We start from the raw sequence: 25,586 nt of genomic DNA, 5'->3' as shown, positions 1-25,586 counted from the left end.
AAACTCCGCTAGATTTTCCCTATGACTACCGACACATCGGCGACCCCGCTCGTCTCTGTCAAGGGCGTGAACAAGCATTACGGCCAGCTCCATGTGCTCCAGGACATCAACCTGGACGTCAGCAAGGGCGAGGTCGTCGTGGTGATCGGCCCCTCCGGCTCGGGCAAGTCGACGCTGTGCCGGGCGATCAACCGTCTCGAGACGATCGAGGCCGGCGAGATCTCCATCGACGGCAAGAAGCTCCCCGAAGAGGGGAAGGAGCTCGCGCGGCTGCGGGCCGACGTCGGCATGGTGTTCCAGTCCTTCAACCTCTTCGCCCACAAGACGATCCTCGAGAACGTCACCCTCGGCCCGATGAAGGTCAAGGGCGTGGACAAGGCGACCGCCGAGCGGGAGGCCATGGCCCTCCTCGAGCGGGTCGGCGTGGGGCACCAGGCCCCGAAGCTGCCGGCCCAGCTCTCCGGCGGCCAGCAGCAGCGCGTGGCGATCGCGCGGGCCCTGGCGATGAAGCCCAAGGTCATGCTGTTCGACGAGCCCACCTCGGCGCTGGACCCGGAGATGATCAACGAGGTCCTCGACGTCATGGTGCAGCTCGCCAAGGAGGGCATGACCATGATCGTCGTGACCCACGAGATGGGGTTCGCGCGCAAGGCCGCGGACCGCGTCGTCTTCATGGCGGACGGCCAGATCGTCGAGCAGGCCAAGCCCGAGGAGTTCTTCACGAACCCGCAGAGCAGCCGCGCGAAGGACTTCCTCTCCAAGCTGCTCACCCACTGACCTTCCATCACCTTCCGCTTTGCACCCGGGCCAGGACGGCCCGTGAAGAAAGGAACGCCCTACCATGGCACTCTTCCGCACCAAGAAGGCCGTGCTGACCGCCGCAACGGCGGCCCTCGCACTCTCCCTGTCCGCCTGTGGCGGATCCGGTGGATCCGGCGGATCCGGCGGGGGCTCCTCCGAGTCGGCCGCCCCGTACACCGTCGCCTCGAACGTCTCCCTCACCGGCAGCCCGACGTTCGACAAGATCAAGTCGGCCGGCAAGGTGACGATCGGCGTCAAGCAGGACCAGCCCGGGCTCGGGTTCAAGGACGCGGCCACCGGCGAGTACAGCGGCTTCGACATCGAGATCGCCAAGTGGATGGCCGCCTCGCTCGGCTACGGCACCGACAAGATCGAGTTCAAGCCGATCCCGTCCGCCAACCGCGAGTCCGCCATCCAGAACGGCGACATCAACTTCTACGTCGGCACGTACTCCATCACGGACAAGCGCAAGCAGCTGGTCGACTTCGCCGGGCCGTACTTCATCACCGGCCAGGGCCTGCTCGTGAAGAAGGACAACACGACGATCAACAGCGAGAAGGACCTCGCCGGCAAGAACGTCTGCTCCGCGACCGGCTCGACGCCGATCCAGAACATCAAGGCGAACTTCCCCCAGACCAAGACCACCGAGTTCGACACGTACTCGCAGTGCGTCGAGGCCCTCAAGAACGGCCAGACGGACGCCGTCACGACCGACCAGGCCATCCTCCTCGGCTACGCCGCCCAGGAGCCGGACACCCTCAAGGTGGTCGGCCAGCCGTTCACGACCGAGAAGTACGGCATCGGCCTGCCGAAGGGTGACACCGCCCTGCGGAAGTTCTTCAACAACACGCTGACCAACGGCAAGGACACGTGGCAGAAGATCTACGACTCGACGCTCGGCAAGTCGGGCACGAAGGTCGAGCAGCCCGCCGTCGACAACTACTGACAGGCACGGTGGGCGGGGCGTTTCAACGCCCCGCCCACCGCCGTTTCGGCTAGAAAGCGAAGGCTGCCGTGAGCACCCTCCTCGACAATCTCGACCTCTTCACCACCGGGTTCAAGAACACGATCATCCTGTTCCTGGTCTCCGGCCTGTTCGCCCTGATCCTGGGGACGATCGTGGGCGCCATGCGCGTCTCCCCCGTGCCGGCCCTGCGGGCCTTCGGGACCCTCTACGTCAACGTGGTCCGCAATACGCCGCTGACCCTCGTGCTGTTCTTCTTCGCGCTCGGGTACCCGAAGCTCGGCCTCCCCGAGATCGACTTCATGACCGCCGCGACGATCGGCCTGAGCCTCTACACCGCGACCTACGTGGCCGAGGTGCTCCGCTCGGGCATCAACACCGTCCCCGTGGGTCAGGCCGAGGCCGCGCGCGCCATCGGCCTGCCGTTCACGCAGACCCTCACGCTCGTGATCCTGCCCCAGGCGTTCCGCTCGGTGCTGCCGCCGCTCTTCAGCGTGCTCATCGCGCTCCTGAAGAACACGACCGTGGCTGCCGGCTTCTCGGTCGCCGAGGCCGGCGCTATCCGCGCGAACCTCTCCGAGCGCGGGTACCCCGCCATGGAGGGCCTCCTCTGGGTCGCCCTGTTCTTCGTGATCCTCGTCCTGATCCTCGCCCAGCTCCAGCGCTACTTCGAGAAGAAGTGGAAGGTGGCCCGATGAGCTCCGTCCTCTACGACGCCCCCGGCCGCAAGGCCCGCACCCGCCACCGCGTGCTCGGGGTCGTGGGCACACTCGTGATCCTCGCGATCCTCGGCTTCATCGTGCTGCGGTTCTCGGAGACCGGCCAGTTCAGTGCGGCGAAGTGGAAGATCTTCACCTTCCCGCTCGTCCAGCAGACCCTCCTCAACGCCGTCGGCGCGACCCTTTCCGCGTTCGCGGTGGCCGCGGTGGGGAGCCTCGTGCTCGGCATGGTCCTGGCGATCGGCCGGCTCTCGGACCGTCCGTGGGTGTCCCGCCCGTTCCACTGGTTCACCGAGCTGTTCCGTGCCGTCCCCGTGCTGATCCTCATGATGATGATCTACTACGGGCTCCCGCCGCTCTTCGGCGTGAACTGGCCGCCGTTCGTGGCCGTGGTCGTAGCCCTGATCCTCTACAACGGCTCGGTCCTCGCGGAGGTGTTCCGCGCCGGGATCGAGGCCCTCCCCAAGGGCCAGCGCGAGGCCGGCTTCGCGATCGGCATGCGCAAGTCCCAGGTGATGCAGTCGATCCTGCTGCCGCAGGCCGTGCGCTCGATGCTGCCGGTGATCATCTCGCAGCTCGTCGTGACGCTGAAGGACACCGCCCTGGGCTTCATCGTCACCTACAACGAGATCCTGTTCCAGGCCAAGTACTTCGGTTCGCAGGCACAGTACGGCTCGCCGATCGTCCCCGCGGCGATCGTGGCAGGCGTGCTGTACGTGGGAATGTGCCTGATCCTCTCCGGCCTCGCGAAGCTGGCGGAGAGCCGCCTGCGGAGGAGCCCGCGCGTGTCCGGCGGCCGCAGGGGCGCCGCGATGGCCGCGGCCCAGGACGCCGCGGCCATCTGACCAGCTTCTCCCCTTCTGGGAGTCACCTCCTGGGAGTCACATCCTGCGGGCCACCCGCGGGAGGTGACTCCCAGGACGTGGCTCCCAGACGGCGTTAAGCGCGGAGCCAGGCCTCGAGCGACGCGAGGCACTCCCGGACGGCCGCCGCCTCGACCCGTTCGTCGTCCTTGTGGGCCAGGAGCGCGTCACCGGGGCCGAAGTTGACCGCCGGCACGCCCAGCTCGGAGAACCTCGCCACGTCCGTCCACCCGTACTTGGGCAGCGGGTCCCGGCCCACGACGGCGACGAACGCCGCGGCGGCGGGGTGGTTCAGGCCCGGCCTGGCACCGGGGGCACCGTCCGTGCGGACCACCTCGAAGCCCTCCAGGAGACGGCGCACCACAGCCTCCGCCTCCTCGAGCCCCTTGTCCGGCGCGAAGCGGTAGTTGATGGTGACGGTGCACCGGTCAGGGATGACGTTCCCGGCCGTCCCCCCGGAGATGCCCACCGCGTTGAGGCCCTCCCGGTAGTCGAGGCCGTCCACCGTCACGGTCTCCGGGGAGTAGCCGGCCAGGCGCGCCAGGATGGGCGCCGCGGCGTGGATGGCGTTGTGGCCCATCCAGGCCCTCGCCGAGTGGGCGGCCTCCCCGACGGTGGTCGCCTCGACCCGCAGCGTGCCGTTGCAGCCGCCCTCCACCGTCCCGTTGGTGGGCTCGAGCAGGATCGCGAAGTCGCCGGCCAGCAGGTCCGGGTGGTGGGCCGCGAGCCGTCCCAGGCCGCTCTTGGCCGCCTCGACCTCCTCGTGGTCGTAGAACACGAAGGTGACGTCCCGGGCCGGCGACGTCGCGGCGGCAGGCGAGGTGCCGGCGTCGTGCGCGCGGGCGGCGGGGAACAGGCGGGCGGCGAGGGCGAGCTGGACGGCGACACCGCCCTTCATGTCCGTCGCGCCGCGGCCCCACAGCGTCCCCTCCCCCGGCGCGCCGTCCCACGACGACGGAACAGTTCCCCGCGCGCCGTCCACGCTGGGGAGCGGGACGGTGTCGATGTGGCCGGCGAGGATGACACGCTCGGTCCGACCGAGCGCCGAACGGGCGACGATGGCATCACCGTCGCGCGTGACGGACAGCGACGTCTGCGCGCGCAGGGCACGCTCGATCGCGTCCGCGAGGGCCGTCTCCTCGCCGGAGACGCTCCTGACATCGAGGAGCGCGGCAGTGATGAGGGCGACGTCCTGCGTCAGGTCAAGGTCCGCGGGGGCTGGTGAAGTCACCCGCCCAGCATAGTTCTGGCGGCCTGCGCTGGTGCGGAGCGGCGGCGCGCCCGCCGATAGACTGGGAACCATGACTGAGACCCCTGCCGCCCCCCGCGCCGCCCACGGCTTCGGCCTCGCCACCATCCATGTGGCACCCTCTGCGACCGGAGCCGACGAGGCCACCGTGCTCGACGTGTGGTTCCCTGCCCCCGCCCTCGGCGAGGCCGCCGAGCACCTCGCGGACGACGCCGTGGTCGACTCCGCGCCGGCCGAGCTCGTGGCCGCTGCGGAGAACGGGTCCGACGCCGATCGGGGCACGCAGACCAAGGTGGTCTTCGTCCAGATCGACCTCGACCGGGCCCCGGCCGACACCGCGGACGCCTACCTCCGCCTGCACCTCCTCTCCCACCGGCTCGTGCGCCCGAACACCGTCAACCTCGACGGCCTGTTCGGCAAGCTGCCCAACGTCGTGTGGACCAACTTCGGCCCCTGCCACCCGACTGGCTTCGAGGCCACCCGCGCGCGGCTGCGGCGCCGGGGCGCGGTCACCGTCTTCGGCGTGGACAAGTTCCCGCGCATGGTCGACTACGTCGTGCCTTCCGGGGTGCGGATCGCCGACGCCGACCGCGTGCGCCTCGGCGCGCACCTCGCCGAGGGGACCACGGTCATGCACGAGGGCTTCGTCAACTTCAACGCCGGCACCCTCGGCACCTCCATGGTCGAGGGCCGCATCTCCGCCGGCGTCGTGGTGGGCGACGGCACGGACGTGGGCGGCGGCGCCTCCATCATGGGCACGCTCTCTGGCGGTGGCCGGGAGCGGATTGCGCTCGGCGAGCGGGTGCTCCTCGGCGCGAACTCGGGCGTGGGCATCTCGATCGGCGACGACTCCGTGGTCGAGGCCGGCCTCTACGTCACCGCCGGCACGCGCGTGCGCATCGGCGGGTTCAAGGACGCCTTCGGCGAGAACGCGGAGAAGGTCGTGAAGGCCGTCGAGCTCTCGGGCCAGTCGAACCTCCTGTTCCGCCGCAACTCGACGACCGGCCAGGTCGAGGCGCTCCCCCGCAACGGCCAGACGGTCGAGCTCAACGAGGCCCTGCACGCCAACTGACGCTCCCCGCGTCCCCGGGCGGCCCGCGCCTGTCGCCGGGCCGCCCTCTGCCCCCTCGCCCGAAGCAAGGAGTCCCAGGATGGCCAACGCCCGCAGAGTGCGGCGTGCTCTCACCGTCCTCGTGGCCCTCGCCCTGGCGGGCGTGGGAATCTACATCACCTCGCTCGTGCTGAACCGGAATGACAAGCCCATCGTCGAGGGCTGCACGGCGCCGCTCGGCGACGCCCAGCAGCAGCTGGCCACCGACCAGACGGCGAACGCGTCGCTCATCGCGGCGATCTCGATCCGGCGCGGCCTGCCGCCGCGGGCGGCCACGATCGCGATCGCGACGGCGCTGCAGGAGTCCAAGCTGCGCAACCTCAGCTACGGCGACAGCGCCGGCCCCGACTCCCGCGGGCTCTTCCAGCAGCGCCCCTCGCAGGGCTGGGGAACCGAGGCGCAGATCATGGACCCCGAGTACGCCACGAACGCGTTCTACGACGGGCTGGTCAAGATCAGCGGCTACCAGGACCTGTCCATCACGGAGGCCGCGCAGAAGGTGCAGCGTTCCGGCTTCCCCGAGGCCTACGCCCAGCACGAGGACACGGGCCGGGCCTTCGCCTCGGCCCTGACGGGCCAGTCGCAGGCCGCGCTGACCTGCACCCTGCGGAAGCCCGACGCCGCGGGCGACCCCTCCGCCGTCAAGTCGCAGCTCTCCCGGGCCTTCGGCGCCCTGCCCGCCACGGCCGGCGGCCGGGCCGTCACGGTGCGCGCCCAGGGCACCCAGGGCTGGGCCGTGGCCCAGTGGGCAGTCGCCAACGCCAAGCAGCTGGCGATCACCCAGGTCGACTACTCAGGACACAGCTGGATCCGCGACGGGAACAAGGGGTGGACCGACTCCGCCGCGCCCGACGGCACCGTGACCGTGACGGTCGCCGCCGCACCCTGACCGGCTCAGACGAGGATCTCGACGACGGGCGTGAGGTAGCTCCGGAACGCCTCGCGGTCTGCGAGGAGGCTCTGGCTCATGATGACCTTGTCCGCGTTGACCAGCCAGGCCCGGTCCTCGGAGAGCGGAAGCTCGATGATGGTGAGGGTGAAGTCCCTGGCCGACGGGCCGACCTCGAGCTGGCGCTCCTCGACGATCTCGCGCAGCACCGAGGTCGCATCGCTCGCCTCGCGCTCCTTCTCGAGCCGCTCGTACTCGGCCCTCCGCTCGCGCGCCCAAGTGAGCGCCGCGCCGAAGTGGGCCTGGAGGGAGCGCTGCAGGGCCGGGGCAGCACCGAAGGCGGGGAATCCGGGGGGCTCCACCGCCGGGCTCATCTCGGGGTGGTTCTCGATGAGGTGCTGCCACCAGGCCTCCCACTCACGCCGCAGGGCCGGGACGCCGCCCACGTGCTGCATGAGCTGATGGTGGTCCGCCTCGCGGACCCGGGGCTCCGCCGGGGCGACGGGAGGCATCCCGGCACCGGTGAGCCCTGCATGGTCCTTGAGGTAGAGCGCGAGGAGCATAGGGCCGGACGTGTCCATCGTGATCCGCCAGCCGGGTCCTCCGGAGTGGTGCATGGGTTATTCGCTTCCTTGCCGGTCTTCTCTCAGTGTATTCCCGCAGCGGCACCCGCGGCCCCTGCGCTGGCGAGTCCAATGCTGGCGACCTGCGCCCGGAGGACGTCCGTGCACAGGTCTGCGTCGAGCCACCTGCCGTGCAGCATCGCGTGCAGGCCGAGGCCCTCCACCGTGGCCAGGAGCCGCTCGGCCTCCCGCACGAGCTCGTCCCGGGACAGCCCGGGACGCAGGCCCACGAGGGCGCGGCCGAGCGCCGCCGCGAGGGCACGGTGACTCTGTTCCGCCGCCGCCTCCAGCTCGGGCCGCGTGCGGGCCGCGAGCTTGAACTCCGTCCACACGCACAGGTCGACGGCCCGCGCCTCATCGAGCGGGAGGAGCTGGCACAGCTGTGCCACGAGTCCCTCCGCACCCGGGATGCCCGGGTTGGCGCCGGCTGGCTCGAACCGCGAGAGCACGGCGCCGCTGACCGCCTCGAAGGCGTGGGCCGCGAGCTCCGCCGAAGAGCCGAAGTAGTGCCGCACGGAGCCCACGACAAGGCTTGCCTCGGTCGCGACCTCCCGCAGCGACACGCGCCCGAGGCCGTCGGCGACGACGATCCTCTTGACCGCCTCCACGATCTCCTGGCGGCGCAGGCCGGCATCCACGTTTCTGGGCACCCACTGTTCCTAGCACACTTGTGCCCCTGAGGCGGCAGGGCGCGGCGGCCATGGGCGCCGGGCGCCGCGGCCCGGCGACCGGGCCCGCGATCTCGATAGGATGGAGGCCATGCGCATCCTCGTCACCGGCGGCACCGGCTACATCGGCTCCCACACGGTCCTGACCCTCCTCGAGGCCGGTCACGATGTGGTGGCGGTCGACAACCTGTCCAACTCGAGCCCGGAGGCCCTCCGGCGCGTCGCGGAGCTGGCCGGCCGCGAGGCTGCGTTCGTCCAGGCGGACATCACCGACGAGGCCGCCCTCGACGCTGTCTTCGCCGAGCACGCCCCCGAGGCGGTGATCCACTTCGCGGGCCTCAAGGCCGTGGGCGAGTCGGCCCAGATCCCCCTCGAGTACTACTTCAACAACGTCGCCGGCACCATCGCGCTCCTGCGGGCCATGGAGCGCAGCGGCGTGCGCACCATCGTCTTCTCCTCCTCCGCCACGGTCTACGGCGACCGCAACCCCATCCCGTACGTGGAGTCGATGGAGATCGGCGCCATGAACCCGTACGGACGCACCAAGGAGCAGATCGAGGACATCCTCAGCGACCTCGGCGCCTCCGACCCGTCGTGGCGCATAGCACTGCTGCGCTACTTCAACCCGGTGGGGGCGCACTCCTCCGGCCGCATCGGCGAGGACCCGCAGGGCATCCCGAACAACCTGGTCCCGTTCATCGCGCAGGTCGCGGTGGGGCGGCGGGAGAAGCTCATGGTCTTCGGCGGCGACTACGACACCCCGGACGGGACGTGCCAGCGCGACTTCATCCACGTCGTCGACCTCGCCGAGGGCCATGCCGCCGCCCTGGACTACCTGGGCGACCACGACGGCGTGCACCGCTGGAACCTCGGCTCCGGCACAGGCACGAGCGTCCTCGAGATGCACCACGCCTTCGAGAAGGCAGTCGGCGAGCCCATCCCGTACGAGATCGCGCCCCGCCGCGCTGGCGACCTCCCAGCCTTCTGGGCCGATGCCTCCGCCGCCCACCGGGACCTCGGCTGGGCCACCACCCGCACCATCGAGCAGATGTGCGAGGACCACTGGCGCTGGCAGAAGAACAACCCGATGGGCTACCAGGCCCCCTGACCCGGCACCCAGCTGACCCGGCACCCAGGCGCGCTCCCCCACACCCGTTCCGGGGACGACGACGGCCGGTGCCTTCCGCGCGGAAGGCACCGGCCGTCGTCGTACCCGAAAGTCCTGAACCCCGGTCAGCGGGCGGGGTAGTCCCGCTGCGCCTCGCCCACGTAGAGCTGGCGCGGGCGCCCGATCTTGGTCTGCGGGTCCTTGATCATCTCGCGCCACTGGGCGATCCAGCCGGGCAGGCGGCCGATCGCGAAGAGCACCGTGAACATCTTCTCCGGGAAGCCCATCGCCTTGTAGATCAGACCCGTGTAGAAGTCCACGTTCGGGTAGAGCTTGCGCTGGATGAAGTAGTCGTCCGCGAGTGCCTTCTCCTCGAGCCGCATGGCGATGTCCAGGAGCTGGTCGTTCCCGCCGAGCTTGCCGAGGATCTCGTGTGCCGTGGCCTTGATGATCTTGGCGCGCGGGTCGTAGTTCTTGTAGACGCGGTGCCCGAAGCCCATGAGCCGGACGCCGTCCTCCTTGTTCTTGACCTTCTCCATGAAGTCCTCGGGCTTGATGCCGTCGGCCTGGATGCGGCGCAGCATGTTCAGCACGGCCTCGTTGGCGCCGCCGTGGAGCGGGCCGAAGAGCGCGTTGATGCCGGCCGAGACGGACGCGAACATGTTCGCGTTCGCCGAGCCGACGAGGCGCACGGTCGAGGTCGAGCAGTTCTGCTCGTGGTCCGCGTGCAGCACGAGCAGGAGGTCGAGGGCCTTGACCACGAGCGGGTCGAGCTCGTACGGCTCGGCGGGCAGCCCGAAGGAGAGGCGCAGGAAGTTCTCCACGAGGTTCATGGAGTTGTCCGGGTACAGCAGCGGCTGCCCGACGGACTTCTTGTGCGCGTAGGCCGCGATGACCGGCAGCTTCGCCATGAGGCGGATGGTGGAGAGCTCCACCTGCTCCTCGTTGAACGGGTCCAGCGAGTCCTGGTAGAACGTGGACAGCGCCGACACGGCGGAGGAGAGCACGGGCATCGGGTGCGCGTCCCGCGGGAACCCGGCGAAGAAGCTCTTGAGCTCCTCGTGCAGCAGGGTATGCCGGCGGATGCGCTGGTCGAACGCGTCGAGCTCGGTCGGGGTCGGGAGGTTCCCGTAGATGAGGAGGTAGGAGACCTCCAGGAAGCTCGAGTGCTGAGCCAGCTGCTCGATCGGGTAGCCACGGTAGCGGAGGATGCCCTCATCGCCGTCGATGAACGTGATCGCGGAAGTCGTGGCTGCGGTGTTCATGAAGCCCGGGTCGAAGGTGACGGCGCCCGTCTCCTTCAGCAGCTTCGAGACGTCATAGCCGTCATTTCCCTCGACGGCGGCGATGCGGGGAAGCGGTAGCTCTCCCCCTTCGTGGCGCAGGACAGCGCCATTCATCTCAGTCATGGTTCCCCTTCATGGGTAGCTCGCAACCCTCTAAAGCTACTCCCAGATTGTTCTCGGGACTAATTGATACCGGCGGTCCTGCGGTGCCCGGCCGGCACCGGGGACCGCGCCGCGCCGGGCGCCGCTAGCGTTCGGTGAGCCTCTCCACGGCGGCGTCGATGCGCTCGTCGCTGCCCGTGAGCGCCACCCTGACGAACCCCTGGCCGGCCTCGCCGTAGAACACCCCGGGGCCGACGACGATGCCGAGCCCCGCGAGCCGGCCCACGGTCGCCCACGTGTCCTCGCCCGCGGTGCACCACAGGTAGAGGCCCGCCTCCGAGTGCGAGAGCGCGAGGCCGAACGCCTCGAGGGCGGGCAGGAGCCGCTCGCGCCGGGACCGGTAGAGGTCCTTCTGGGCGAGGACGTGCGCCTCGTCGCCGAGGGCCACGCGCATGGCCTCCTGCACGGGGTACGGCATGATCATGCCGGCGTGCTTGCGGCTGTTGACGAGGTTGGGCATGAGCTCCGGGGCGCCGGCGACGAACGCGGCGCGGTATCCCGCGAGATTGGACTGCTTGCTCAGCGAGTACACGCTGAGGAGGCCGGTCAGGTCCCCGCCGCTCACCCGGGGGTCCAGCACGGACGGGACCGGTTCGCCGCCGCGCTGGGCGTCCCACGCGCCCCACCCGAGCTCGGCGTAGCACTCGTCCGAGGCCACCACGGCACCGAGCTCGCGCGCACCGTCGACGACGTCGCGCAGCTGGGCGGCATCGCGCACCGCGCCGGTGGGGTTGCCGGGCGAGTTGACCCAGACGAGGCGGACCCTGGCCCGCGTGGCGTCGTCGAGCTCCTCGAGGCTGTCCGCGGCAACCGCCGTCGCCCCGGCGAGGCGCGCCCCGATGTCGTAGGTCGGGTAGGCCACGGTGGGCCTGACGACGACGTCGCCCTGGCCGAGCCCCAGCAGGAACGGCAGCCAGGCGACGAGCTCCTTCGAGCCGACGGTGGGCATGACGGCCTGCTCGTCCAGCCCGGTCACGCCGCGGCGGCGGCCGAACCACTCCACGACGGCCTCGCGCAGCGCGGTAGTGCCGTGCACGGTCGGGTAGCCGGGGGCGTCGGCGGCCGCGCGGAGCGCCTCCTGGACCACGTCCGGGGTGGGATCGACCGGCGTGCCGATCGAGAGGTTGACCACGCCGCCAGGGTGCTCGGCCGCCGTGGCCCGGTAGGGCGCCATGGCCTCCCACGGGTAGTCGGGCAGGTCGAGCCCGAACCGCCGCGTGGGGCTGGGTCCGTTCCGCACGCTCAGCTGTCGGCGCTCTGCGGCGGGAGCGCCGCCACAAGGGGATGGTCCTTGTGGGTGTTGCCGAGCTTGGCGGCGCCGCCGGGCGAGCCGAGGTCGTCGAAGAACTCGACGTTGGCCTTGTAGTAGTCGCTCCACTCGTCCGGGACGTCGTCCTCGTAGTAGATGGCCTCAACGGGGCAGACCGGCTCGCACGCGCCGCAGTCGACGCACTCGTCCGGGTGGATGTACAGGGACCGCTCGCCCTCGTAGATGCAGTCGACGGGACACTCCTCGACGCAGGCCTTGTCCTTCACATCCACGCACGGCTGTGCGATCACGTATGTCACGGTGCCACCCTCTCTTCCACCACTACTACCGGGCCGATCGAGCCTATTATCTAACGCCCGGCCCCCGCCACTCCAACGTCACACGGGGCCGCCGCCACGCGCCTACGATGGAGCATGCCCTCCACCCCGGCGGACCTGCTCCGCTCCCTCCCGCTCGGCACGCGCGTGGTGGTGCGGGCGAGGGTGCCGGGAGGGTTCACCGACGCGCTCGGGGACCTGGTGGCGTGCGACGGCGAGACGGTCACCGTCCGCACGAGGCGGGGCACCGCCGTCGTGCGCCTCGGGGACGTGGCCGCGGCGAAGCCGGTGCCTCCCCCGCCGGAACGCCGCGGCCGGCGACGGCAGGAAGGCTAGGGCTGCACCATCCGCTGGTCGGTGTTCGTGTAGCTGATCGAATCCGCCGTGGCGCCGACCAGGCCCATGGTGACCCTGAGGAGGCCGGGCGCCACGTCGTCGAGCGGCGGAGGGGTGTCGGTGCCGAGGGCCAGGCTGCGCCCGTTGGAGGTGGTGCCGGTGACCGATCCCAGGTAGACGGTGACGTGCCCGCTGAGCACCATCTTGTCCGCGGACGTGACGAGGCCCGGGCCGTGGGGCTGCCGCACGGTGAGCGTGAACCCGGTGATGGTGATCGAGTCGGCGGTGATCTTCAGGGCGCGCTGGCCGCTGCCGTCGGCGGTCGGCACCGTCACGATGCTGACCGAGCTGAGGCCCGTGAAGGACAGGCTCTTGGAGCCCATCGAGGCCGGGGTCTTGGTGAAGACCGTGGTCCCGCTGTCGCGGGAGGCCGGCACGGGGGCGCTGGACGTGGGATCCGGACTCGCGGTGGGGGCCGGGCTCGCCGTCGATCCCGCGCCCGGGACCGCCGGGACGCTGGGGCCGGACCCGACGCCCGGCAGCAGGGTGCCGGGGACGCTGGGGAGCGGCCCGGGGGCGGCCGGATCCTGCGTGGGGGTGCCCGCCCCGGGCGCCGAGGGGGTCGGCGTCGGGCTGGGGCAGGCGACCAGCAGCGGCACGCACAGCGCCGTGGGGACGCTGTCGGGGGCCCGTGCGGCTCCGAGGGTGAAGGGCAGCGCGAGGACCGAGCCCGTCAGGACGGCGGCGACCGCGCGGGTGCGGCGTGCGTTCACTCCGTCCTCGTTCCCCGCGTGGCTCCTGGCGGGCCCATCCACGCGACGACCAGGACTCCGCCGGCTCCGGAGAGGAGCATGCCGATGATGAAGCCGCCCATGTTCACGCCGACGAGGGAGTAGATCGCGACCACGAGCGTGAGGATCCCGTAGAACACGTGGTGCGCCGGCATGGTGACGGACAGGACTCCCAGCAGCACGAGAGCGATCGGGATGACGGTGGCCTGGAGGCCTTCGATCCCGAGCTGGATGTGCAGGTGGCCGAGGTCGAGCTGCCCGGAGAAGAACATCTCCACCCCGCCGAGCGCGGCCAGCAGGCCGCCGACGAGCGGCCGCCCGCGGCGCCAGTCGCGGAACCCGGCCGCGCGGCCGGGCGCCGTGGCGCTCCGGGACTGCACGGGCATGCCGTCCTCAGTGGTCGTCGATGCGCGGCTCCTCAGAAGCATCCCTTGGACCCATCAGTCAGCTGCATGCTCATCCCGGTCAGGGTGAAGACCGAGGCCTGCGTGCTCCAGGCGGTCTGCTGCAGGTTCGTGATCGAGATGCTGCCGGAGTCCTGCGCGAAGTCGCCGGCCGAGCCCTTCGCGGCGGTGTTGACCGTCGAGGCGTCCACGCCGATCCGGATGTTGCCGAAGGCCGCATCGCCCTTCAGCCCCGTCATACCGATCTGGAGGTCGGAGGCCGAGGCGGGGTTGCCGCCGCCGCCGGCCTTGATGAGCACGCCCACCTTGCCCAGCGGGGTCTCCGTGACCACGGCCTGGCACAGGTCGGAGAGGGTGGCGCTCTTGATGTTGGCGATCGCGACGGGGTGCTCCTTGCCTTCGGTGTCCTTGGCGACGCCGGCGTACTGGGAGAACCCGGTCCCGCTGAGCTTGGAGGCGCCGATCTGGAACTGGCTGCCGGAGACGGCGAAGGAGACCGGGACGGCACCCTCGGCGACGCCGCCCATCAGGACTGAGGCGGCGAGGGCCGCGGGCACGGCGACGAGCATGATGCGGCCTGCGTGGGACGCGCGCATCCGGCGGACGCGCTGCGAGACGGGGAACTTCATTGATCCTCCTGGAACAGGGCCCGCCCCGAGCGGCGGGAACTCGGTCGAAGATACCGAGCCTGTTGACCGCTAGTCAATAGTGGTCCGGTGTGGCGGTCCGCCGATCAGTAGACTTTCTGCTGTGTCCGAACCGCAGCGCGCCCGCCTCAGCCCCCAGGACCGCCGGGCACAGCTCATTGCGGTCGGCGTGAACTTCCTGACCGACCACACGCTGGACGAGCTGACCATGGACGAGCTCGCCCGCCGGGCCGGCGTCTCGCGTCCGCTGGTGTTCCACTACTTCGAGACCCGGCAGGGCATGCACCTCGCCGTGATCACCACAGCGCGGGACAGCCTGCTCGTCGCCAGCGTTCCCCGTCAGGACCTCGCACCGCGCGAACGGATCCGGGACACGCTGCTGAGGATCACCGTGTTCGTGCAGGAGCACCGCGGTACCTTCTACTCGTTGGTCAGGGGCACTGCCAGCGGCGACCCCGCGGTGCGCAGGATCGTGGACGAGTCGCGGGAGCTCAATGCCGAGCGCCTGTCCGATTCGTTCATCGAGCTGGGCCTGGCGGACACCGCGCTGCTGCGCATTGCCCTGCGGTCCTGGGTCGCGTTCGCCGAGGAGACCCTGATCAGCCTGGCGATCGAGCGGGAGACGGGCGCCGACGACGTGGTGCGGTTCCTGGAGGCGTCCCTGCACGGCATGGTCAACGCCATCCGCGACCAGAGGCTCTGAGGGCGGGGACGCGCGCGGCTGCTTACCCCTCGACGGCGTCCGGCAGCGTCCGGAGCCGGAAGAAGGGGCCGACCGCGACGGGAAGCACCGCCAGGAGCTGGCCCACAATCCCGATCCACAGCGTCGGGACGAGCCCCCACCGCTCCCCGAGCCAGCCGCCGAGCAGCGAGCCGATCGGCATGACCCCCCAGACCACGCAGCGGATCGAGGCGTTCATGCGCCCGAGGAGCCGCGGCGGGCACACGCGCTGGCGCATGCTCACCTGCATGACGTTGTAGACGATCACGCCGAAGCTCATCCCGAACTCCCCCGCGCTGAGGAGGACCAGCGCGAGGGGCCCGGGACCGGCAGCCAGGGCGAGCGGGAACAGGACCACCGCGGCGCCGCCCACCATGAGCCCGAGCGGCAGGAGCGGCCCCTCGCCGGTGCGGGCGGCGAGCCGCGGTGTCGCGAGGGCGCCGAGCAGGCCGCCCACGGACCCGATCGAGAGCATGACCCCGAGCCCCGCCGGGCCGAGGCCGAGTTCCCGGAGGATCACGAGCGGCATCAGCACGTAGGCGATCGAGGAGAAGAGGTTGCTGGTCGCCGTGCTGGCGACGATGCGCCGGATCAGGCGGTGGCCGGCCACGAACGCGGCGCCTTCGCGGATCTCGGCGCCCAGGCTGCTGCCCTCGCGGGCGGCGGGGGCCTCCTCGGCGTCGCGGACCCTCGTCAGGCACAGTGCCGAGGCGAGGTAGCCGCCTGCCTCCGCGGCGAACAGGACGGGCGCGCTCACGAGGGTCAGGAGGAATCCGCCGAGCGCGGGACCGCCCATGCGCGCGACCTGCGCCGTGGCCTCGAGCTTGCCGTTGGCCTCGGCGACCTGCGCCCGGTGCACGAGGAGGGGGATGTAGCTCTGGTAGGCCACGTCGAAGAACACGGTGGCCACCCCCACGACGGCCGCGACGACGTAGAGGTGCCACATCTGCAGCGCGCCCGCCCACCACAGGACGGGGACGGCCGCCATCGCGGCCAAGCGGACGAGATCGGCCCGGATCATGGTGCGCCGCTTGAGCCAGCGGTCCACCCAGGCGCCGGCGGGAAGCCCCACCACGAGGAAGGCGGCCATCGCGGCGGCGTTGAGCACGCCGAGGTCCATCTCGCCGGCCCCGAGCAGGCTCACCGCGAGCACCGGGAGCGCGAGCTGGCCCAGCTGGACGCCGAGCTGGCTGATGCCCTGCCCCGTCCAGAAGGCAAGGAACGAGCGGCTGCGAATGAGGGCGGCGGGAGCCACGTCGCCGGGGGTGCGGGGGGCCATGGCGCCAGTGTGGGCCCAGTGATTGGGAACTGTCAATCACTCGCGGCTACAGTGGTCCCATGACCCCGTCGGATGAGGCGGCCAAGGGCCGCGCGCTCAGCTCCCCGCTGCGGCTGCGCATCCTGCGCATGTGCCTCCACCATCCGCGCACCAACAAGGAGATCGCCGATCTCCTCGGCATCAATCCCGCCTCCTGCCTCCACCACGTGCGCACCCTCGTGGCCACCGGGTTCCTCGAGGCGCTCCCGGAGCGGCGCGGCAACCGGGGGGCCAAGGAGGTCCCGTACCTCGCGACGCGGGCCTCCTGGAGCCAGAAGGTGGACGACGTCTCGCCCGTGCTCATCGAGACGTTCGTGCAGGAGACGGCGGCCCTCTCCCCCGAGGACATCGAGGTGTGGCGGCTCGGGCTCAGGCTCAACGAGCAGCACCGGTCCGAGCTCATGGCCAGGCTGCGGGAGATCGTCGACGAGTACGTGGCCATGCCGAGCGACCCGGACGGCGAGGCCACGTCCCTCATGATCGCCCACCATCGGGACCCCACGGCGGACTGACCCCCGCCAGCCCCCCGCCCACCCCACCCTGTGCGTTTCGGGTACGCATCTCGTCGCCTTTCCCACATTCCGGGTACGCGAACGACGCCGGCCGGCACCTTCCGCGGGGAAGGCACCGGCCGGCGTCGTACCCGAGACGCCGAAAGGGCGACGGGATGCGTACCCGAAACGGGTGGTGGGGTCAGGCGCGGGCGCGGCTGCGCGCGGCCTTGAGGCGCTCGTTCGCGTCGAGGATGACCTTGCGGATCCGGATCGCCTCCGGCGTGATCTCCACGCACTCGTCCTCGCGGGCGAACTCGAGGGACTCCTCGAGCGTGAGGGTCCTCGGCGGGGTCAGGCCCTCGAAGTTGTCCGCGGTGGAGGAGCGCATGTTGGTGAGCTTCTTCTCCTTGGTGATGTTCACGTCCATGTCGTCGGCGCGGGAGTTCTCGCCGACGATCATGCCCTCGTACACCTCGGCCGTGGGCTGGATGAAGAACGTGCCGCGCTCCTGGAGGTTGATCATGGCGAACGGGGTCGCCACGCCGGCGCGGTCCGCGATGAGCGAGCCGTTGGTGCGGTACTCGATCTCGCCCTGCCACGGCTCGTAGCCCTCCGAGATGGAGGAGGCGATGCCGGCGCCGCGGGTGTCCGTGAGGAACTTGGTGCGGAAGCCGATCAGGCCGCGGGAGGGGACCATGAACTCCATGCGGACCCAGCCGGTGCCGTGGTTGGCCATGTTGGTCATGCGGCCCTTGCGCGCGGCGAGCAGCTGCGTGACGGCGCCGAGGTACTCCTCGGGCACGTCGATCGTCATGTGCTCCATCGGCTCGAGCACCTGGCCGTCGACCTTCTTCGTCACGACCTGCGGCTTGCCGACCGTGAGCTCGAAGCCCTCGCGGCGCATCTGCTCGACCAGGATGGCCAGGGCAAGCTCACCGCGGCCCTGGACCTCCCAGGCGTCCGGGCGCTGCGTCGGCAGGACGCGGATCGAGACGTTGCCGATCAGCTCCTTGTCGAGGCGGTCCTTGACCTGGCGCGCGGTGACCTTGGCGCCCTTGACGCGGCCGGCCAGCGGGGAGGTGTTGATGCCGACCGTCATCGAGATCGCGGGGTCGTCGACGGTGATGAGCGGCAGCGGCCGCGGGTCGTCGACGTCGGTGAGCGTCTCGCCGATCGTGATGTCCTCGATGCCCGCGACCGCGACGATGTCGCCGGGGCCGGCGGACTCGGCCGGGACGCGCTCGAGCGCCTTCGTGGCGAGCAGCTCGGTGACCTTGACGGTCTTGAGCGTGCCGTCGTGGCGGGCCCACGCGACCTGCTGGCCCTTGCGGAGCGTGCCGTTGTAGATGCGCAGGAGGGCGAGGCGGCCGAGGAACGGGGACGCGTCGAGGTTGGTCACGTGGGCCTGGAGCACGCCCTCGGGATCGTACGTCGGGGCCGGGATGTGCTCAAGGATCGTGGCGAAGAGCGGCTCGAGGTCGGTGTTGCCGGGAGCCTGCCCGTTGGCGGGCTGCTCGAGGGAGGCGGCGCCGACCTTGGCGGCGGCGTACACGACCGGCACGTCGAGCACCTTGTCCAGGTCGAGGTCGGGGACCTCGTCCGCGAGGTCGGAGGCGAGGCCGAGCAGGAGGTCCATGCTCTCGTGGACGACCTCGTCGATGCGCGCATCCGGGCGGTCGGTCTTGTTGACCACGAGGATCACGGGCTTGTGGGCCGCGAGGGCCTTGCGGAGCACGAAGCGGGTCTGCGGGAGAGGGCCCTCGGAGGCGTCGACGAGGAGCACCACGCCGTCCACCATGGACAGGCCGCGCTCGACCTCGCCGCCGAAGTCGGCGTGGCCCGGGGTGTCGATGACGTTGATGGTGATGCCCTCGGGCTCCCCGGCCTTGGCCGCGGACGGGCCGGCGTAGCGCACGGCCGTGTTCTTCGCGAGGATGGTGATGCCCTTCTCGCGCTCGAGGTCGCCGGAGTCCATCACGCGCTCTTCGACCTCGCCGTGGGAGGCGAAGGAGTTCGTCTGTCGCAGCATGGCGTCGACCAGGGTGGTCTTGCCGTGGTCGACGTGCGCGACGATGGCAACGTTGCGGAGGTCGGTGCGGGAAGCGGTGGACACAGTTTCAGTCATACGCGTGAGGCTCGATTCGGGTGGTTCGCGACTTTGTCCGGCGCCCGACGCGGGACCCGTCAGGTCGGGCCGGAGGCACAGCGGAACAGACCCCGTAGAGGGCCAGCACTGACAATTTTACTCTCTCCTCGGCTCCTGCCCGTTCGCCGGGTCCTTGGGCATTGGCGCGACGGGCCCTGAGCGCCCCATGATAGTGACGATCGACTCTCACAAAGGACAGGCATGGACCGAGCCCCACGTCGCGCGAGCCGCTCGGCCACGGCCCTGCTGGTGGCGCTGGCCGTGCTCCTCACCGGCTGCGAGGCCTCGCAGGTCCTCCCGGCGCCGTCTGCCGCCCCGCAGCTCCCCGCCGCCGCCCCGCAGCCCCCGGCTCCGGCGCGGTACGTGGGGAATCCGGGACCGGTCCTCTTCGGCACGGCGCCGCTCGTCCTCTACCCGCGCACGACGACGCCGCGGCGGCTCACGCCCGCACGGTACCTCCCGCTCGGCTCGCTCTGGGTGGACCCGCTCACCCAGCGCGTCGAGCCGGTCCTCGGGGACCTCTCCCGCACGGCCGTGCTCATCGGTGACTCGCAGTCCGCCCCCCAGGACAGCTGGGTGCGCGGCGGCCTCCGGGGCGCCGGATACTCGGTGTACTTCGCGGGCGCCGGCGGCACGGGCTACTCGGTGGGCAACCGGCGGGCGCATGCCTACGTGGAGGCGCTGCGGCGCGGGGACTGGCGGCTGCCGGCGGGGAGCCCCCGCCTCGTGGTCGTCGAGGGCGGCGGGAACGACGCCTCCCGCGGGTCGGGCAACGCGGCCATCGCCGCCGGCGCCAAGAGCCTCGTCGCCGAGCTGCGCCGCACCTACCCCGGGTCGCGGATCGTCATGGTGGGCACGCTCGCGAAGGCGGCCGCCGACGGCGGCGGGCGCCGCACCCGCGTCGACACCCTGCTGCGGCGCACGGCCGACGGGCTCGGCGTCCCGTTCATCAGCTGCGGCGACTGGATCTCCCGCTACCACCTCAAGAGCCAGCTCGCGGACGGCGTCCACCTCAAGCCGGCCGGCCGCGCCCGGCTCGCCCCGGTGCTCACGGCGGCGCTGCGGAAGCTGGGCATGGCCATCACGTAGCGGGCCGGCTGCGGACGCCCTCCCCTCGGGGGAGCGGTGGCGGCGGCGGACGACGACGGAGGGGAGCCTGCCAGCGGTCGGCTCCCCTCCGTCGTCGTGGGCGTCCCGGGCGGGACGGCCGCGTCAGTCGATGCCGCTCGTGGCGAGCAGCTCGCGCAGTTCGCGCCGCTCGCGCTGCTTCTCCGGGTCTGGCAGCGGGACCGCGGCGAGCAGGCGCTGCGTGTACGCCTCCTGCGGGTTGCGCAGGATCGCATCGCGCAGGCCCTGCTCGACGATCCGGCCGCGCTGCATGACGCAGATGTAGTCGGCGAGCACATCGATCACGGCGAGGTCATGGGTGACGAAGAGGCACGCGAACCCGAGCTCCTTCTGAAGCCCCTGGAACAGCTCCAGCACCTTCGCCTGGACCGACACGTCGAGGGCCGAGGTGGGCTCGTCGGCCACCATGAGCTTGGGCTTGAGGGAGAGCGCACGGGCGATGCCCACACGCTGCTTCTGACCGCCCGAGAGCTCGTGCGGGTACCGGTTGCGGTACCCCCGCGGGAGCTCGACCTGGTCGAGGAGCACCTCGACCCTCTTCTGGAGCTCGGCACCCTTCGCCACGCCGGCAAGGAACATCGGCTCACCGATGGACTCGCCGATCGGCAGGCGGGGGTTGAGCGAGGACGACGGGTCCTGGAACACCATGCCCACCGAGCGCCGGATCTCGTGGAGCTCCTTCGAGTTCTTCTTCAGGTTCGAGATCTCGCGCCCCGTGACCTTGAGCGAGCCCTCCGCGACCGGGAGCAGCCCGACGGCGGCCCGGCCGATCGTCGTCTTGCCCGAGCCCGACTCCCCCACGAGTCCCACGACCTGGCCGGGATAGACGGTCAGGTTCGCGCCCTCGACGGCGCGGAAGGCCGCGACCCGACCCTGCTTGGGGTACTCGATTGCGACGTTCTCGAGGAACAGGACCGGTTCCCCGCGCTCCGCTGCGGCGGCGGCGTGGGCCGCCAGCGCGCGCTCGTTCTCCCGTTCGCGGGCGGCGAGCTCGGCCGCGTCGACCGCCTCGAGCTCGGCGCCGGTGGCCGCGGCGAGCGCCGCCGTGATGTCGACGTCGTCCGCGGTGCCCTCCCCGCCTTGCCCGAGGTGCGGGACCGCGGCGAGCAGCGCCTGGGTGTAGGGGTGCTGCGGGCGGTGGAAGATCTCCTCGGCCGAGCCCGTCTCGACAATCAGGCCGCGCCGCATCACAGCGATCCGGTCGGCGAGGTCGGCGACCACGCCCATGTCGTGCGTGATCAGGATCACGGCACTGTTGAGCTTGTCCTTGAGGTGGCGCATGAGGTCGAGGATCTCGGCCTGCACCGTCACATCGAGGGCCGTGGTCGGCTCGTCGGCGATGAGCAGCTTCGGGTCGCAGGAGAGCGACTGGGCGATCATGGCGCGCTGGCGCTGTCCGCCGGAAAGCTGGTGCGGGTAGGACTTGAAGGCCTTCACCGGATCGGGCAGCTCGACGAGCTCGAGCATCTTGATCGCCTTGGCCTTGGCCTCGTCCGGGGACACCGCGCTGTGGAGCCGGATGGTCTCCACGATCTGGTTGCCGATCGTGTACACGGGGTTGAGCGCGGTCATCGGCTCCTGGAAGATCACCGCGACGTCGTTGCCGCGCACGCTGCGCGTCGCCGACACGCGGTCCTTGCCCATGAGCTCCTTGCCCATGAGCTTGACGCTGCCCGAGACCCTGCTGTTGGAGGGCAGCAGGCCGAGGAGCGCCATCGAGCTGGCCGACTTGCCCGAGCCCGATTCGCCGACGATGGCGAGGACCTCGCCGGCCTTGACCTCGTAGTTGAGGCCGATCGCGGCGGGGACCCACTCCTTCTCGACCCCGAAGTCGACGCTCAGGTCGCTGACCTCGAGGACCTTCTGGCCCTTCACGAGGTCTGCAGCGACCTTCTCTCCCCTGGTCCTGGACCTGCGGGGCGCGCCCGCGGTGCCGAGGTTCTCAGCCATGGTTGTGGTTCCTTCCGTCCGCCGCCCCGCCCGAGCGCCTCGGCTCGGGGAGCGGAATCCTGCATTCGATCCGACGTCCTGCATCATGGGGGGCATGAGCACGATGCACCATGCCGGCCAGACCGACGTCTACCGGGCCCGCAGCAACAGGCTGCTGGCCCTCCTGCTGTGGGCGCTCGCCGCGCTGGGGCTCGTGGTCACGCTCGCCCAGGCTGGATGGCCCGGCCTGCGCTTCGTGGCCCCGCTCGCCCTCATGGCGTACGCGGGCTGGGCGCTGTTCTGGCGCCCCGCCGTCGTGGTGAGCGACGCCGGCGTCGAGCTCGTCAACCCGGCCCGGCGCATCGGGGTGCCATGGGAGGCGCTGGCCTACGTCGACACGAAGTACGCCCTCACGCTCGGCACGGCCCGGGGCCGCTTCGCCGCGTGGGCCGCACCGGCGCCCGGAGCGCTCGGCGCCCGCCGGGCCCAGCCGGAGCACCTGACCGGACTGCCCGAGAGCAGCTACGGCCCTGAGCACACGGTCCGTCCCGGCGACCTGGGCAACACGGTCTCCGGCCAGGCGGCCATCCTCGTCCGCCGCCGCTGGGCCGAGCTCATGGAGCGCGGGGCGGTGGCCGCCGGCCGCGCGGACGAGACCCCGGTGTCCCACCGGGTGGAGTGGGCGATCCTGGCGCTGGGCATGGTCCTCGCGGCAGCCGCTGCGGTGACGCTCCTGGCCTGAGCCCGGGGGCGGGCTCAGGGCCGTCAGGGCGCGCACGTCAGCCGTTCCTGCCGCTCGGGTCCTCGGTCCGCCGCTCGGGGGCGCCGCCGAAGGCCTCGCTGTCGGGGACGTAGCCGGAGACGGAGCTCACGCCCTCCCCGACGTCCAGGCCCGCGGCCGGGGCGACCTCGGTGCCCGCGCTGGCGTGGGTGCTGCGCGCCTTGGCCTTCTTGGCGTTGAACTTCTTCTGGCGCGGGTCGAACGCGTCGCGCAGGCCGTCGCCGATGAAGTTGATGCACAGGCAGATGAGCACGATGAACAGGCCCGGCCACCAGAACAGCCACGGCCTCGTCGAGAACGCCTCCTGGTTCTGGGAGATGAGCAGGCCGAGCGAGGTGTCCGGCGCCTTGACGCCGACGCCCAGGTAGGACAGCGCGGTCTCGAGGAGGATCGCGGAGGACATGATGAGCGTGCCGTTGACGATCACGACGCCCACCGCGTTGGGCAGGATGTGCTTGAAGATGATCCGCGCGTTCGAGGCACCCGAGATCCGCGCCGCGTCGACGAACTCGCGCTCGCGCAGCGACAGGAACTCACCGCGCACGAGGCGGGCGAGGCCCACCCACACGACGAGGCCGAGGAAGATGCCGAGCACCACGACGCCGTTGCTCGCTGCGAACTGGGCGAACCAGCTGCCCGAGTCGCGGCGGCCTGCCGTCTGGGACATGACGGCCGCGAGGAGCAGGACCGGGATGATGATGATGATGTCGGTGAGGCGCATCAGGACCGCCTCGGCCCAGCCGCGGAAGTAGCCGGCGAGGGCACCGACCACGACCCCGATGATCCCGGCGACGACGCCGATGATGATCATGATGATGATCGACTGCTGGGCGCCGCGCATCGTCATCGCGAACAGGTCGCGGCCGATCCTGTCCTGGCCGAACGGGTGGTCGCCGAAGCTGAACGGCGCGAGTGTCCACGTGGGGGTGCCGTCGTTGACGAGCGGGGTGACCTGGTCGTGCTGGAACTTCCACCAGCCCGGAATGGGCCCCCAGCCTTCGGAGGAGAAGGCGAGGATGAAGATGACCGCGAACACGATCAGGCCGATGAGCGCGCCGGTGTGGCCGAAGAAGCGCTTGCGGACGATCTGGCCGAGGCTGAGGCCCTTGGCCTCGATGACGGGCTCGACGCCCGCAGCCGGCTCGCTCTGCCGGATGGGGGCCGGGGTGCCGGCCACGGTCTCCTGCTGCTGAGACTGCTGGCTCATGTCACTTCACCCTAACGCGAGGATCGAGCGCGGAGTACACGAGGTCCGCGATGAGATTGAAGACGAGGGCGGTGATGGCCACGCACAGGAACACGCCCATGACGGGGTTCGGGTCCACGTGCGAGATGCCGTCCAGGAACATGAAGCCCATCCCCCGCACCGAGAAGACCGTCTCGGTGATCACGGCGCCGCCGATCAGCTGGCCGATGTCCAGCGCGACCACGGTGGCGATCGGGATGAGGGCGTTGCGGAAGGCGTGGCGCATGACGACGCTGCGCTCGCTCACACCCTTGGCGCGGGCGGTGCGGATGTAGTCCATATTCATGACTTCGAGCATCGAGGAGCGCGTGTAGCGCGTGTAGCTCGCGAGGGAGACCAGGATGAGGGCCACCGTGGGGAGAATGAGGTGCGTGAACGAGTCGATCCCCGAGGTCCAGAAGTCGCCCTGGAGGTTCGGCGTGGAGGCACCGATCGTGGCGACCGGGCGGCCGCGGATCTTGCTGCTGTCGAAGTAGGCGGGCCACGACTGCATGAAGCGGTCGAGCATGATCAGCCCGGCCACGATGAACGCCGTGATCGCCCCGACCCGCATCCCCTGGCCGCGGTCGTAGCCGCCCCAGAAGGAGCCCGCGGCGAGGCCGACGGCCACGGTGATGACCGCGAGGATGATGACCATCAGCGGCGTGGCGACGTCCAGCAGCGGCTGGATGGGGAAGTAGAGGATCGCGCCGACGACCACCGTGGTCAGCCCCGCGTAGAGGGCGCGGCGGTTCTGCAGGCCGGCCGCGAGGACCGTCACGCCGAACGCGATGCCGACGCCCGCGATGAGGATCACGCCGAGGCCCAGGCCCGGGAACCGGAACCACTGGGTGAGGTCAGCGATCACGAGGACGAGGGTGATGAACGCGAACACGATGGCCCCGACGATCGCCCGCCGCCGTGCAGCGCCGCCGGCTGCGATCGCGGTGACGATCCCGAAGACGAGCCCGATGCCGAGCGCCACCGGGAGCGGGATGGTGGGGTGCGCCAGGAAGTTGTTGAACCCGATGGCGCCGTACTCCTTGAGCAGGACGGCGACCCAGAAGATGGGCAGGGAGAAGAAGAGGAAGGCCATGAACGTCACGCCGTAGTCGAGCGCGCTGTACTGCCGCAGGGCGGTGATGATGCCGAGCGCGACACCGATGAGGATGGCGAGGATCGTGGCACCCGTGACGAGGGTCAGGGTCTGGACGAGGGCCTGGCCGAGCGCCTGCGTGACCGGCTGGCCCGCGAGGTTCTTGCCGAGGTCGCACTGGCCGACGAGACAGCCCGCGGCGCCGCCGAGCCACTTGAAGTAGCGGATGGGCGCGGGCGTGTCCAGATCCAGGAGCTGGGAGCGCGACTGCATGAGCTGCGCGGCGTTGGGGGCAGAGCTGGCGCGGAACTCCGCTAGCGGATCCCCGGAGAGCGCGGTGAGGATGTACACCAGGAAGGACGCTCCGAGAAGGATCAGTGCTGCGGTGATGAGGCGCCGGACGACGTAAGTCACCATGTTGTCTTGTACCTCTAATATGGTCCGCCCCGGAAGGATGCGGGGCGACGCTGGGGGGCCGTCGGCTTCGCCACGCGTTCGGCGCGGCGCCCGACGGCAGGTGGCGGGATCTGCCGGGGGCGC

The 25,586-nt window shown here is 70.8% G+C and carries 26 protein-coding genes; 12 read left to right on the top strand and 14 right to left on the bottom strand.

Annotation, left to right across the window (positions count from 1 at the left end):
- The first annotated feature begins 21 nt into the window (after window positions 1–21).
- The 4 genes from ACYVKZ_RS04285 (at window position 22) to ACYVKZ_RS04270 (ending at window position 3,329) form a co-directional block, all read left to right on the top strand.
- On the top strand, window positions 22–777 hold the full coding sequence (locus tag ACYVKZ_RS04285; protein WP_460990792.1) for an amino acid ABC transporter ATP-binding protein: 756 nt from the start codon (window positions 22–24) through the stop codon (window positions 775–777).
- Between the two features lie 64 nt (window positions 778–841).
- Window positions 842–1,747, top strand: a complete 906-nt coding sequence (locus ACYVKZ_RS04280; RefSeq protein WP_460990791.1) for a glutamate ABC transporter substrate-binding protein — start codon at window positions 842–844, stop codon at window positions 1,745–1,747.
- A gap of 68 nt (window positions 1,748–1,815) precedes the next feature.
- Window positions 1,816–2,463 carry an amino acid ABC transporter permease gene (locus tag ACYVKZ_RS04275; protein WP_460990790.1) on the top strand — a complete coding sequence of 216 codons (648 nt, stop codon included), beginning with the start codon at window positions 1,816–1,818 and terminating at the stop codon, window positions 2,461–2,463.
- Complete coding sequence (locus ACYVKZ_RS04270) at window positions 2,460–3,329, top strand: amino acid ABC transporter permease (protein WP_460990789.1); 870 nt, start codon at window positions 2,460–2,462, stop codon at window positions 3,327–3,329. Before ACYVKZ_RS04275 ends, ACYVKZ_RS04270 begins: the two co-directional genes overlap by 4 nt.
- A gap of 94 nt (window positions 3,330–3,423) precedes the next feature.
- Here ACYVKZ_RS04270 and dapE read toward each other — a convergent pair whose 3' ends face one another.
- Window positions 3,424–4,578 carry a succinyl-diaminopimelate desuccinylase gene (gene dapE, locus ACYVKZ_RS04265; RefSeq protein ID WP_460990788.1) on the bottom strand — a complete coding sequence of 385 codons (1,155 nt, stop codon included), beginning with the start codon at window positions 4,576–4,578 and terminating at the stop codon, window positions 3,424–3,426.
- Window positions 4,579–4,648: 70 nt separating this feature from the next.
- On the opposite strand from dapE, the gene dapD reads away from it, so the two are divergent.
- Together dapD and ACYVKZ_RS04255 are read left to right on the top strand one after the other, a co-directional pair.
- Window positions 4,649–5,668, top strand: a complete 1,020-nt coding sequence (gene dapD / locus ACYVKZ_RS04260) for a 2,3,4,5-tetrahydropyridine-2,6-dicarboxylate N-succinyltransferase (protein WP_460990787.1) — start codon at window positions 4,649–4,651, stop codon at window positions 5,666–5,668.
- A gap of 79 nt (window positions 5,669–5,747) precedes the next feature.
- A complete protein-coding gene (locus ACYVKZ_RS04255) occupies window positions 5,748–6,596 on the top strand; it encodes a hypothetical protein (RefSeq protein WP_460990786.1) in 849 nt (282 codons plus the stop codon).
- 5 nt (window positions 6,597–6,601) lie between these two features.
- Here ACYVKZ_RS04255 and ACYVKZ_RS04250 read toward each other — a convergent pair whose 3' ends face one another.
- Together ACYVKZ_RS04250 and ACYVKZ_RS04245 are read right to left on the bottom strand one after the other, a co-directional pair.
- Window positions 6,602–7,213: a hypothetical protein gene (locus tag ACYVKZ_RS04250; RefSeq protein WP_460990785.1), complete on the bottom strand. Its 612-nt coding sequence runs from the start codon at window positions 7,211–7,213 to the stop codon at window positions 6,602–6,604.
- Between the two features lie 29 nt (window positions 7,214–7,242).
- A complete protein-coding gene (locus ACYVKZ_RS04245; protein ID WP_460990784.1) occupies window positions 7,243–7,869 on the bottom strand; it encodes a TetR/AcrR family transcriptional regulator in 627 nt (208 codons plus the stop codon).
- A gap of 109 nt (window positions 7,870–7,978) precedes the next feature.
- Between ACYVKZ_RS04245 and galE the strand changes: the two genes are divergently transcribed.
- On the top strand, window positions 7,979–8,995 hold the full coding sequence (galE, locus tag ACYVKZ_RS04240) for a UDP-glucose 4-epimerase GalE (RefSeq protein ID WP_310076986.1): 1,017 nt from the start codon (window positions 7,979–7,981) through the stop codon (window positions 8,993–8,995).
- A gap of 125 nt (window positions 8,996–9,120) precedes the next feature.
- Here galE and ACYVKZ_RS04235 read toward each other — a convergent pair whose 3' ends face one another.
- The 3 genes from ACYVKZ_RS04235 to fdxA form a co-directional block, all read right to left on the bottom strand.
- Window positions 9,121–10,404, bottom strand: coding sequence for a citrate synthase (locus ACYVKZ_RS04235; RefSeq protein WP_460990783.1), 1,284 nt, complete (start codon window positions 10,402–10,404; stop codon window positions 9,121–9,123).
- Window positions 10,405–10,528: 124 nt separating this feature from the next.
- Window positions 10,529–11,683, bottom strand: a complete 1,155-nt coding sequence (dapC, locus tag ACYVKZ_RS04230) for a succinyldiaminopimelate transaminase (protein WP_460990782.1) — start codon at window positions 11,681–11,683, stop codon at window positions 10,529–10,531.
- Window positions 11,684–11,685: 2 nt separating this feature from the next.
- Window positions 11,686–12,012, bottom strand: a complete 327-nt coding sequence (gene fdxA, locus ACYVKZ_RS04225; RefSeq protein WP_066499004.1) for a ferredoxin — start codon at window positions 12,010–12,012, stop codon at window positions 11,686–11,688.
- Window positions 12,013–12,126: 114 nt separating this feature from the next.
- On the opposite strand from fdxA, the gene ACYVKZ_RS04220 reads away from it, so the two are divergent.
- The gene (locus ACYVKZ_RS04220) at window positions 12,127–12,366 is read left to right on the top strand and encodes a putative acetyltransferase (RefSeq protein WP_460990781.1); all 240 of its coding nucleotides are present in this window, start codon (window positions 12,127–12,129) and stop codon (window positions 12,364–12,366) included.
- On the opposite strand, the gene ACYVKZ_RS04215 is transcribed toward ACYVKZ_RS04220, so the two are convergent.
- From ACYVKZ_RS04215 to ACYVKZ_RS04205, 3 genes are read right to left on the bottom strand one after another with little or no spacing between them, the layout of a single operon-like run.
- Window positions 12,363–13,139 (bottom strand): hypothetical protein, encoded by a 777-nt coding sequence (locus ACYVKZ_RS04215; RefSeq protein ID WP_460990780.1) that lies wholly within the window; start codon window positions 13,137–13,139, stop codon window positions 12,363–12,365. The genes ACYVKZ_RS04220 and ACYVKZ_RS04215 overlap by 4 nt on opposite strands.
- A complete protein-coding gene (locus ACYVKZ_RS04210; RefSeq protein ID WP_460990779.1) occupies window positions 13,136–13,543 on the bottom strand; it encodes a DUF6114 domain-containing protein in 408 nt (135 codons plus the stop codon). The genes ACYVKZ_RS04215 and ACYVKZ_RS04210 overlap by 4 nt, the downstream gene beginning before the upstream one ends.
- 32 nt (window positions 13,544–13,575) lie before the next feature.
- Window positions 13,576–14,190, bottom strand: coding sequence for a DUF6230 family protein (locus tag ACYVKZ_RS04205; RefSeq protein ID WP_460990778.1), 615 nt, complete (start codon window positions 14,188–14,190; stop codon window positions 13,576–13,578).
- 121 nt (window positions 14,191–14,311) lie between these two features.
- On the opposite strand from ACYVKZ_RS04205, the gene ACYVKZ_RS04200 reads away from it, so the two are divergent.
- Window positions 14,312–14,911: a TetR/AcrR family transcriptional regulator gene (locus tag ACYVKZ_RS04200; protein WP_460990776.1), complete on the top strand. Its 600-nt coding sequence runs from the start codon at window positions 14,312–14,314 to the stop codon at window positions 14,909–14,911.
- Window positions 14,912–14,933: 22 nt separating this feature from the next.
- On the opposite strand, the gene ACYVKZ_RS04195 is transcribed toward ACYVKZ_RS04200, so the two are convergent.
- Entirely contained in the window at window positions 14,934–16,208 is a 1,275-nt protein-coding gene (locus ACYVKZ_RS04195; RefSeq protein ID WP_460990775.1) for an MFS transporter, read from the bottom strand.
- Between the two features lie 59 nt (window positions 16,209–16,267).
- On the opposite strand from ACYVKZ_RS04195, the gene ACYVKZ_RS04190 reads away from it, so the two are divergent.
- Entirely contained in the window at window positions 16,268–16,759 is a 492-nt protein-coding gene (locus ACYVKZ_RS04190; RefSeq protein ID WP_460990773.1) for an ArsR/SmtB family transcription factor, read from the top strand.
- Between the two features lie 181 nt (window positions 16,760–16,940).
- Here ACYVKZ_RS04190 and typA read toward each other — a convergent pair whose 3' ends face one another.
- Window positions 16,941–18,866: a translational GTPase TypA gene (typA, locus tag ACYVKZ_RS04185; RefSeq protein ID WP_307004094.1), complete on the bottom strand. Its 1,926-nt coding sequence runs from the start codon at window positions 18,864–18,866 to the stop codon at window positions 16,941–16,943.
- 222 nt (window positions 18,867–19,088) lie between these two features.
- Between typA and ACYVKZ_RS04180 the strand changes: the two genes are divergently transcribed.
- Window positions 19,089–19,976, top strand: coding sequence for an SGNH/GDSL hydrolase family protein (locus tag ACYVKZ_RS04180; protein WP_460990771.1), 888 nt, complete (start codon window positions 19,089–19,091; stop codon window positions 19,974–19,976).
- 123 nt (window positions 19,977–20,099) lie between these two features.
- On the opposite strand, the gene ACYVKZ_RS04175 is transcribed toward ACYVKZ_RS04180, so the two are convergent.
- Entirely contained in the window at window positions 20,100–21,965 is a 1,866-nt protein-coding gene (locus ACYVKZ_RS04175; protein ID WP_460990770.1) for a dipeptide ABC transporter ATP-binding protein, read from the bottom strand.
- A 94-nt stretch (window positions 21,966–22,059) separates the two neighbouring features.
- Between ACYVKZ_RS04175 and ACYVKZ_RS04170 the strand changes: the two genes are divergently transcribed.
- The gene (locus ACYVKZ_RS04170; RefSeq protein WP_460990769.1) at window positions 22,060–22,686 is read left to right on the top strand and encodes a PH domain-containing protein; all 627 of its coding nucleotides are present in this window, start codon (window positions 22,060–22,062) and stop codon (window positions 22,684–22,686) included.
- Between the two features lie 37 nt (window positions 22,687–22,723).
- Here the strand turns inward: ACYVKZ_RS04170 and ACYVKZ_RS04165 are convergent, their stop codons facing one another.
- Together ACYVKZ_RS04165 and ACYVKZ_RS04160 are read right to left on the bottom strand one after the other, a co-directional pair.
- Entirely contained in the window at window positions 22,724–23,932 is a 1,209-nt protein-coding gene (locus ACYVKZ_RS04165; protein WP_460990768.1) for an ABC transporter permease, read from the bottom strand.
- Window position 23,933: 1 nt separating this feature from the next.
- The gene (locus ACYVKZ_RS04160; protein ID WP_460990766.1) at window positions 23,934–25,463 is read right to left on the bottom strand and encodes an ABC transporter permease; all 1,530 of its coding nucleotides are present in this window, start codon (window positions 25,461–25,463) and stop codon (window positions 23,934–23,936) included.
- Between the last annotated feature and the right edge of the window lie 123 nt (window positions 25,464–25,586).

It is taken from the genome of Sinomonas soli, assembly GCF_054782415.1.
The sequence above is the reverse complement of the archived record's forward strand: the minus strand, read 5'-3'. Positions and strand labels throughout refer to the sequence as shown.

Bases quoted from the DNA above. Each gene is read 5' to 3' on its own strand.
- ACYVKZ_RS04285 (WP_460990792.1), top strand. From the start codon at position 22: ATGACTACCGACACATCGGCGACCCCGCTCGTCTCTGTCAAGGGCGTG.
- ACYVKZ_RS04280 (WP_460990791.1), top strand. From the start codon at position 842: ATGGCACTCTTCCGCACCAAGAAGGCCGTGCTGACCGCCGCAACGGCG.
- ACYVKZ_RS04270 (WP_460990789.1), top strand. From the start codon at position 2,460: ATGAGCTCCGTCCTCTACGACGCCCCCGGCCGCAAGGCCCGCACCCGC.
- dapD (WP_460990787.1), top strand. From the start codon at position 4,649: ATGACTGAGACCCCTGCCGCCCCCCGCGCCGCCCACGGCTTCGGCCTC.
- ACYVKZ_RS04255 (WP_460990786.1), top strand. From the start codon at position 5,748: ATGGCCAACGCCCGCAGAGTGCGGCGTGCTCTCACCGTCCTCGTGGCC.
- ACYVKZ_RS04250 (WP_460990785.1), bottom strand. From the start codon at position 7,213: ATGCACCACTCCGGAGGACCCGGCTGGCGGATCACGATGGACACGTCC.
- galE (WP_310076986.1), top strand. From the start codon at position 7,979: ATGCGCATCCTCGTCACCGGCGGCACCGGCTACATCGGCTCCCACACG.
- ACYVKZ_RS04235 (WP_460990783.1), bottom strand. From the start codon at position 10,404: ATGACTGAGATGAATGGCGCTGTCCTGCGCCACGAAGGGGGAGAGCTA.
- ACYVKZ_RS04220 (WP_460990781.1), top strand. From the start codon at position 12,127: ATGCCCTCCACCCCGGCGGACCTGCTCCGCTCCCTCCCGCTCGGCACG.
- ACYVKZ_RS04210 (WP_460990779.1), bottom strand. From the start codon at position 13,543: ATGCCCGTGCAGTCCCGGAGCGCCACGGCGCCCGGCCGCGCGGCCGGG.
- ACYVKZ_RS04205 (WP_460990778.1), bottom strand. From the start codon at position 14,190: ATGAAGTTCCCCGTCTCGCAGCGCGTCCGCCGGATGCGCGCGTCCCAC.
- ACYVKZ_RS04195 (WP_460990775.1), bottom strand. From the start codon at position 16,208: ATGGCCCCCCGCACCCCCGGCGACGTGGCTCCCGCCGCCCTCATTCGC.
- ACYVKZ_RS04190 (WP_460990773.1), top strand. From the start codon at position 16,268: ATGACCCCGTCGGATGAGGCGGCCAAGGGCCGCGCGCTCAGCTCCCCG.
- typA (WP_307004094.1), bottom strand. From the start codon at position 18,866: ATGACTGAAACTGTGTCCACCGCTTCCCGCACCGACCTCCGCAACGTT.
- ACYVKZ_RS04180 (WP_460990771.1), top strand. From the start codon at position 19,089: ATGGACCGAGCCCCACGTCGCGCGAGCCGCTCGGCCACGGCCCTGCTG.
- ACYVKZ_RS04175 (WP_460990770.1), bottom strand. From the start codon at position 21,965: ATGGCTGAGAACCTCGGCACCGCGGGCGCGCCCCGCAGGTCCAGGACC.
- ACYVKZ_RS04170 (WP_460990769.1), top strand. From the start codon at position 22,060: ATGAGCACGATGCACCATGCCGGCCAGACCGACGTCTACCGGGCCCGC.
- ACYVKZ_RS04165 (WP_460990768.1), bottom strand. From the start codon at position 23,932: ATGAGCCAGCAGTCTCAGCAGCAGGAGACCGTGGCCGGCACCCCGGCC.
- ACYVKZ_RS04160 (WP_460990766.1), bottom strand. From the start codon at position 25,463: ATGGTGACTTACGTCGTCCGGCGCCTCATCACCGCAGCACTGATCCTT.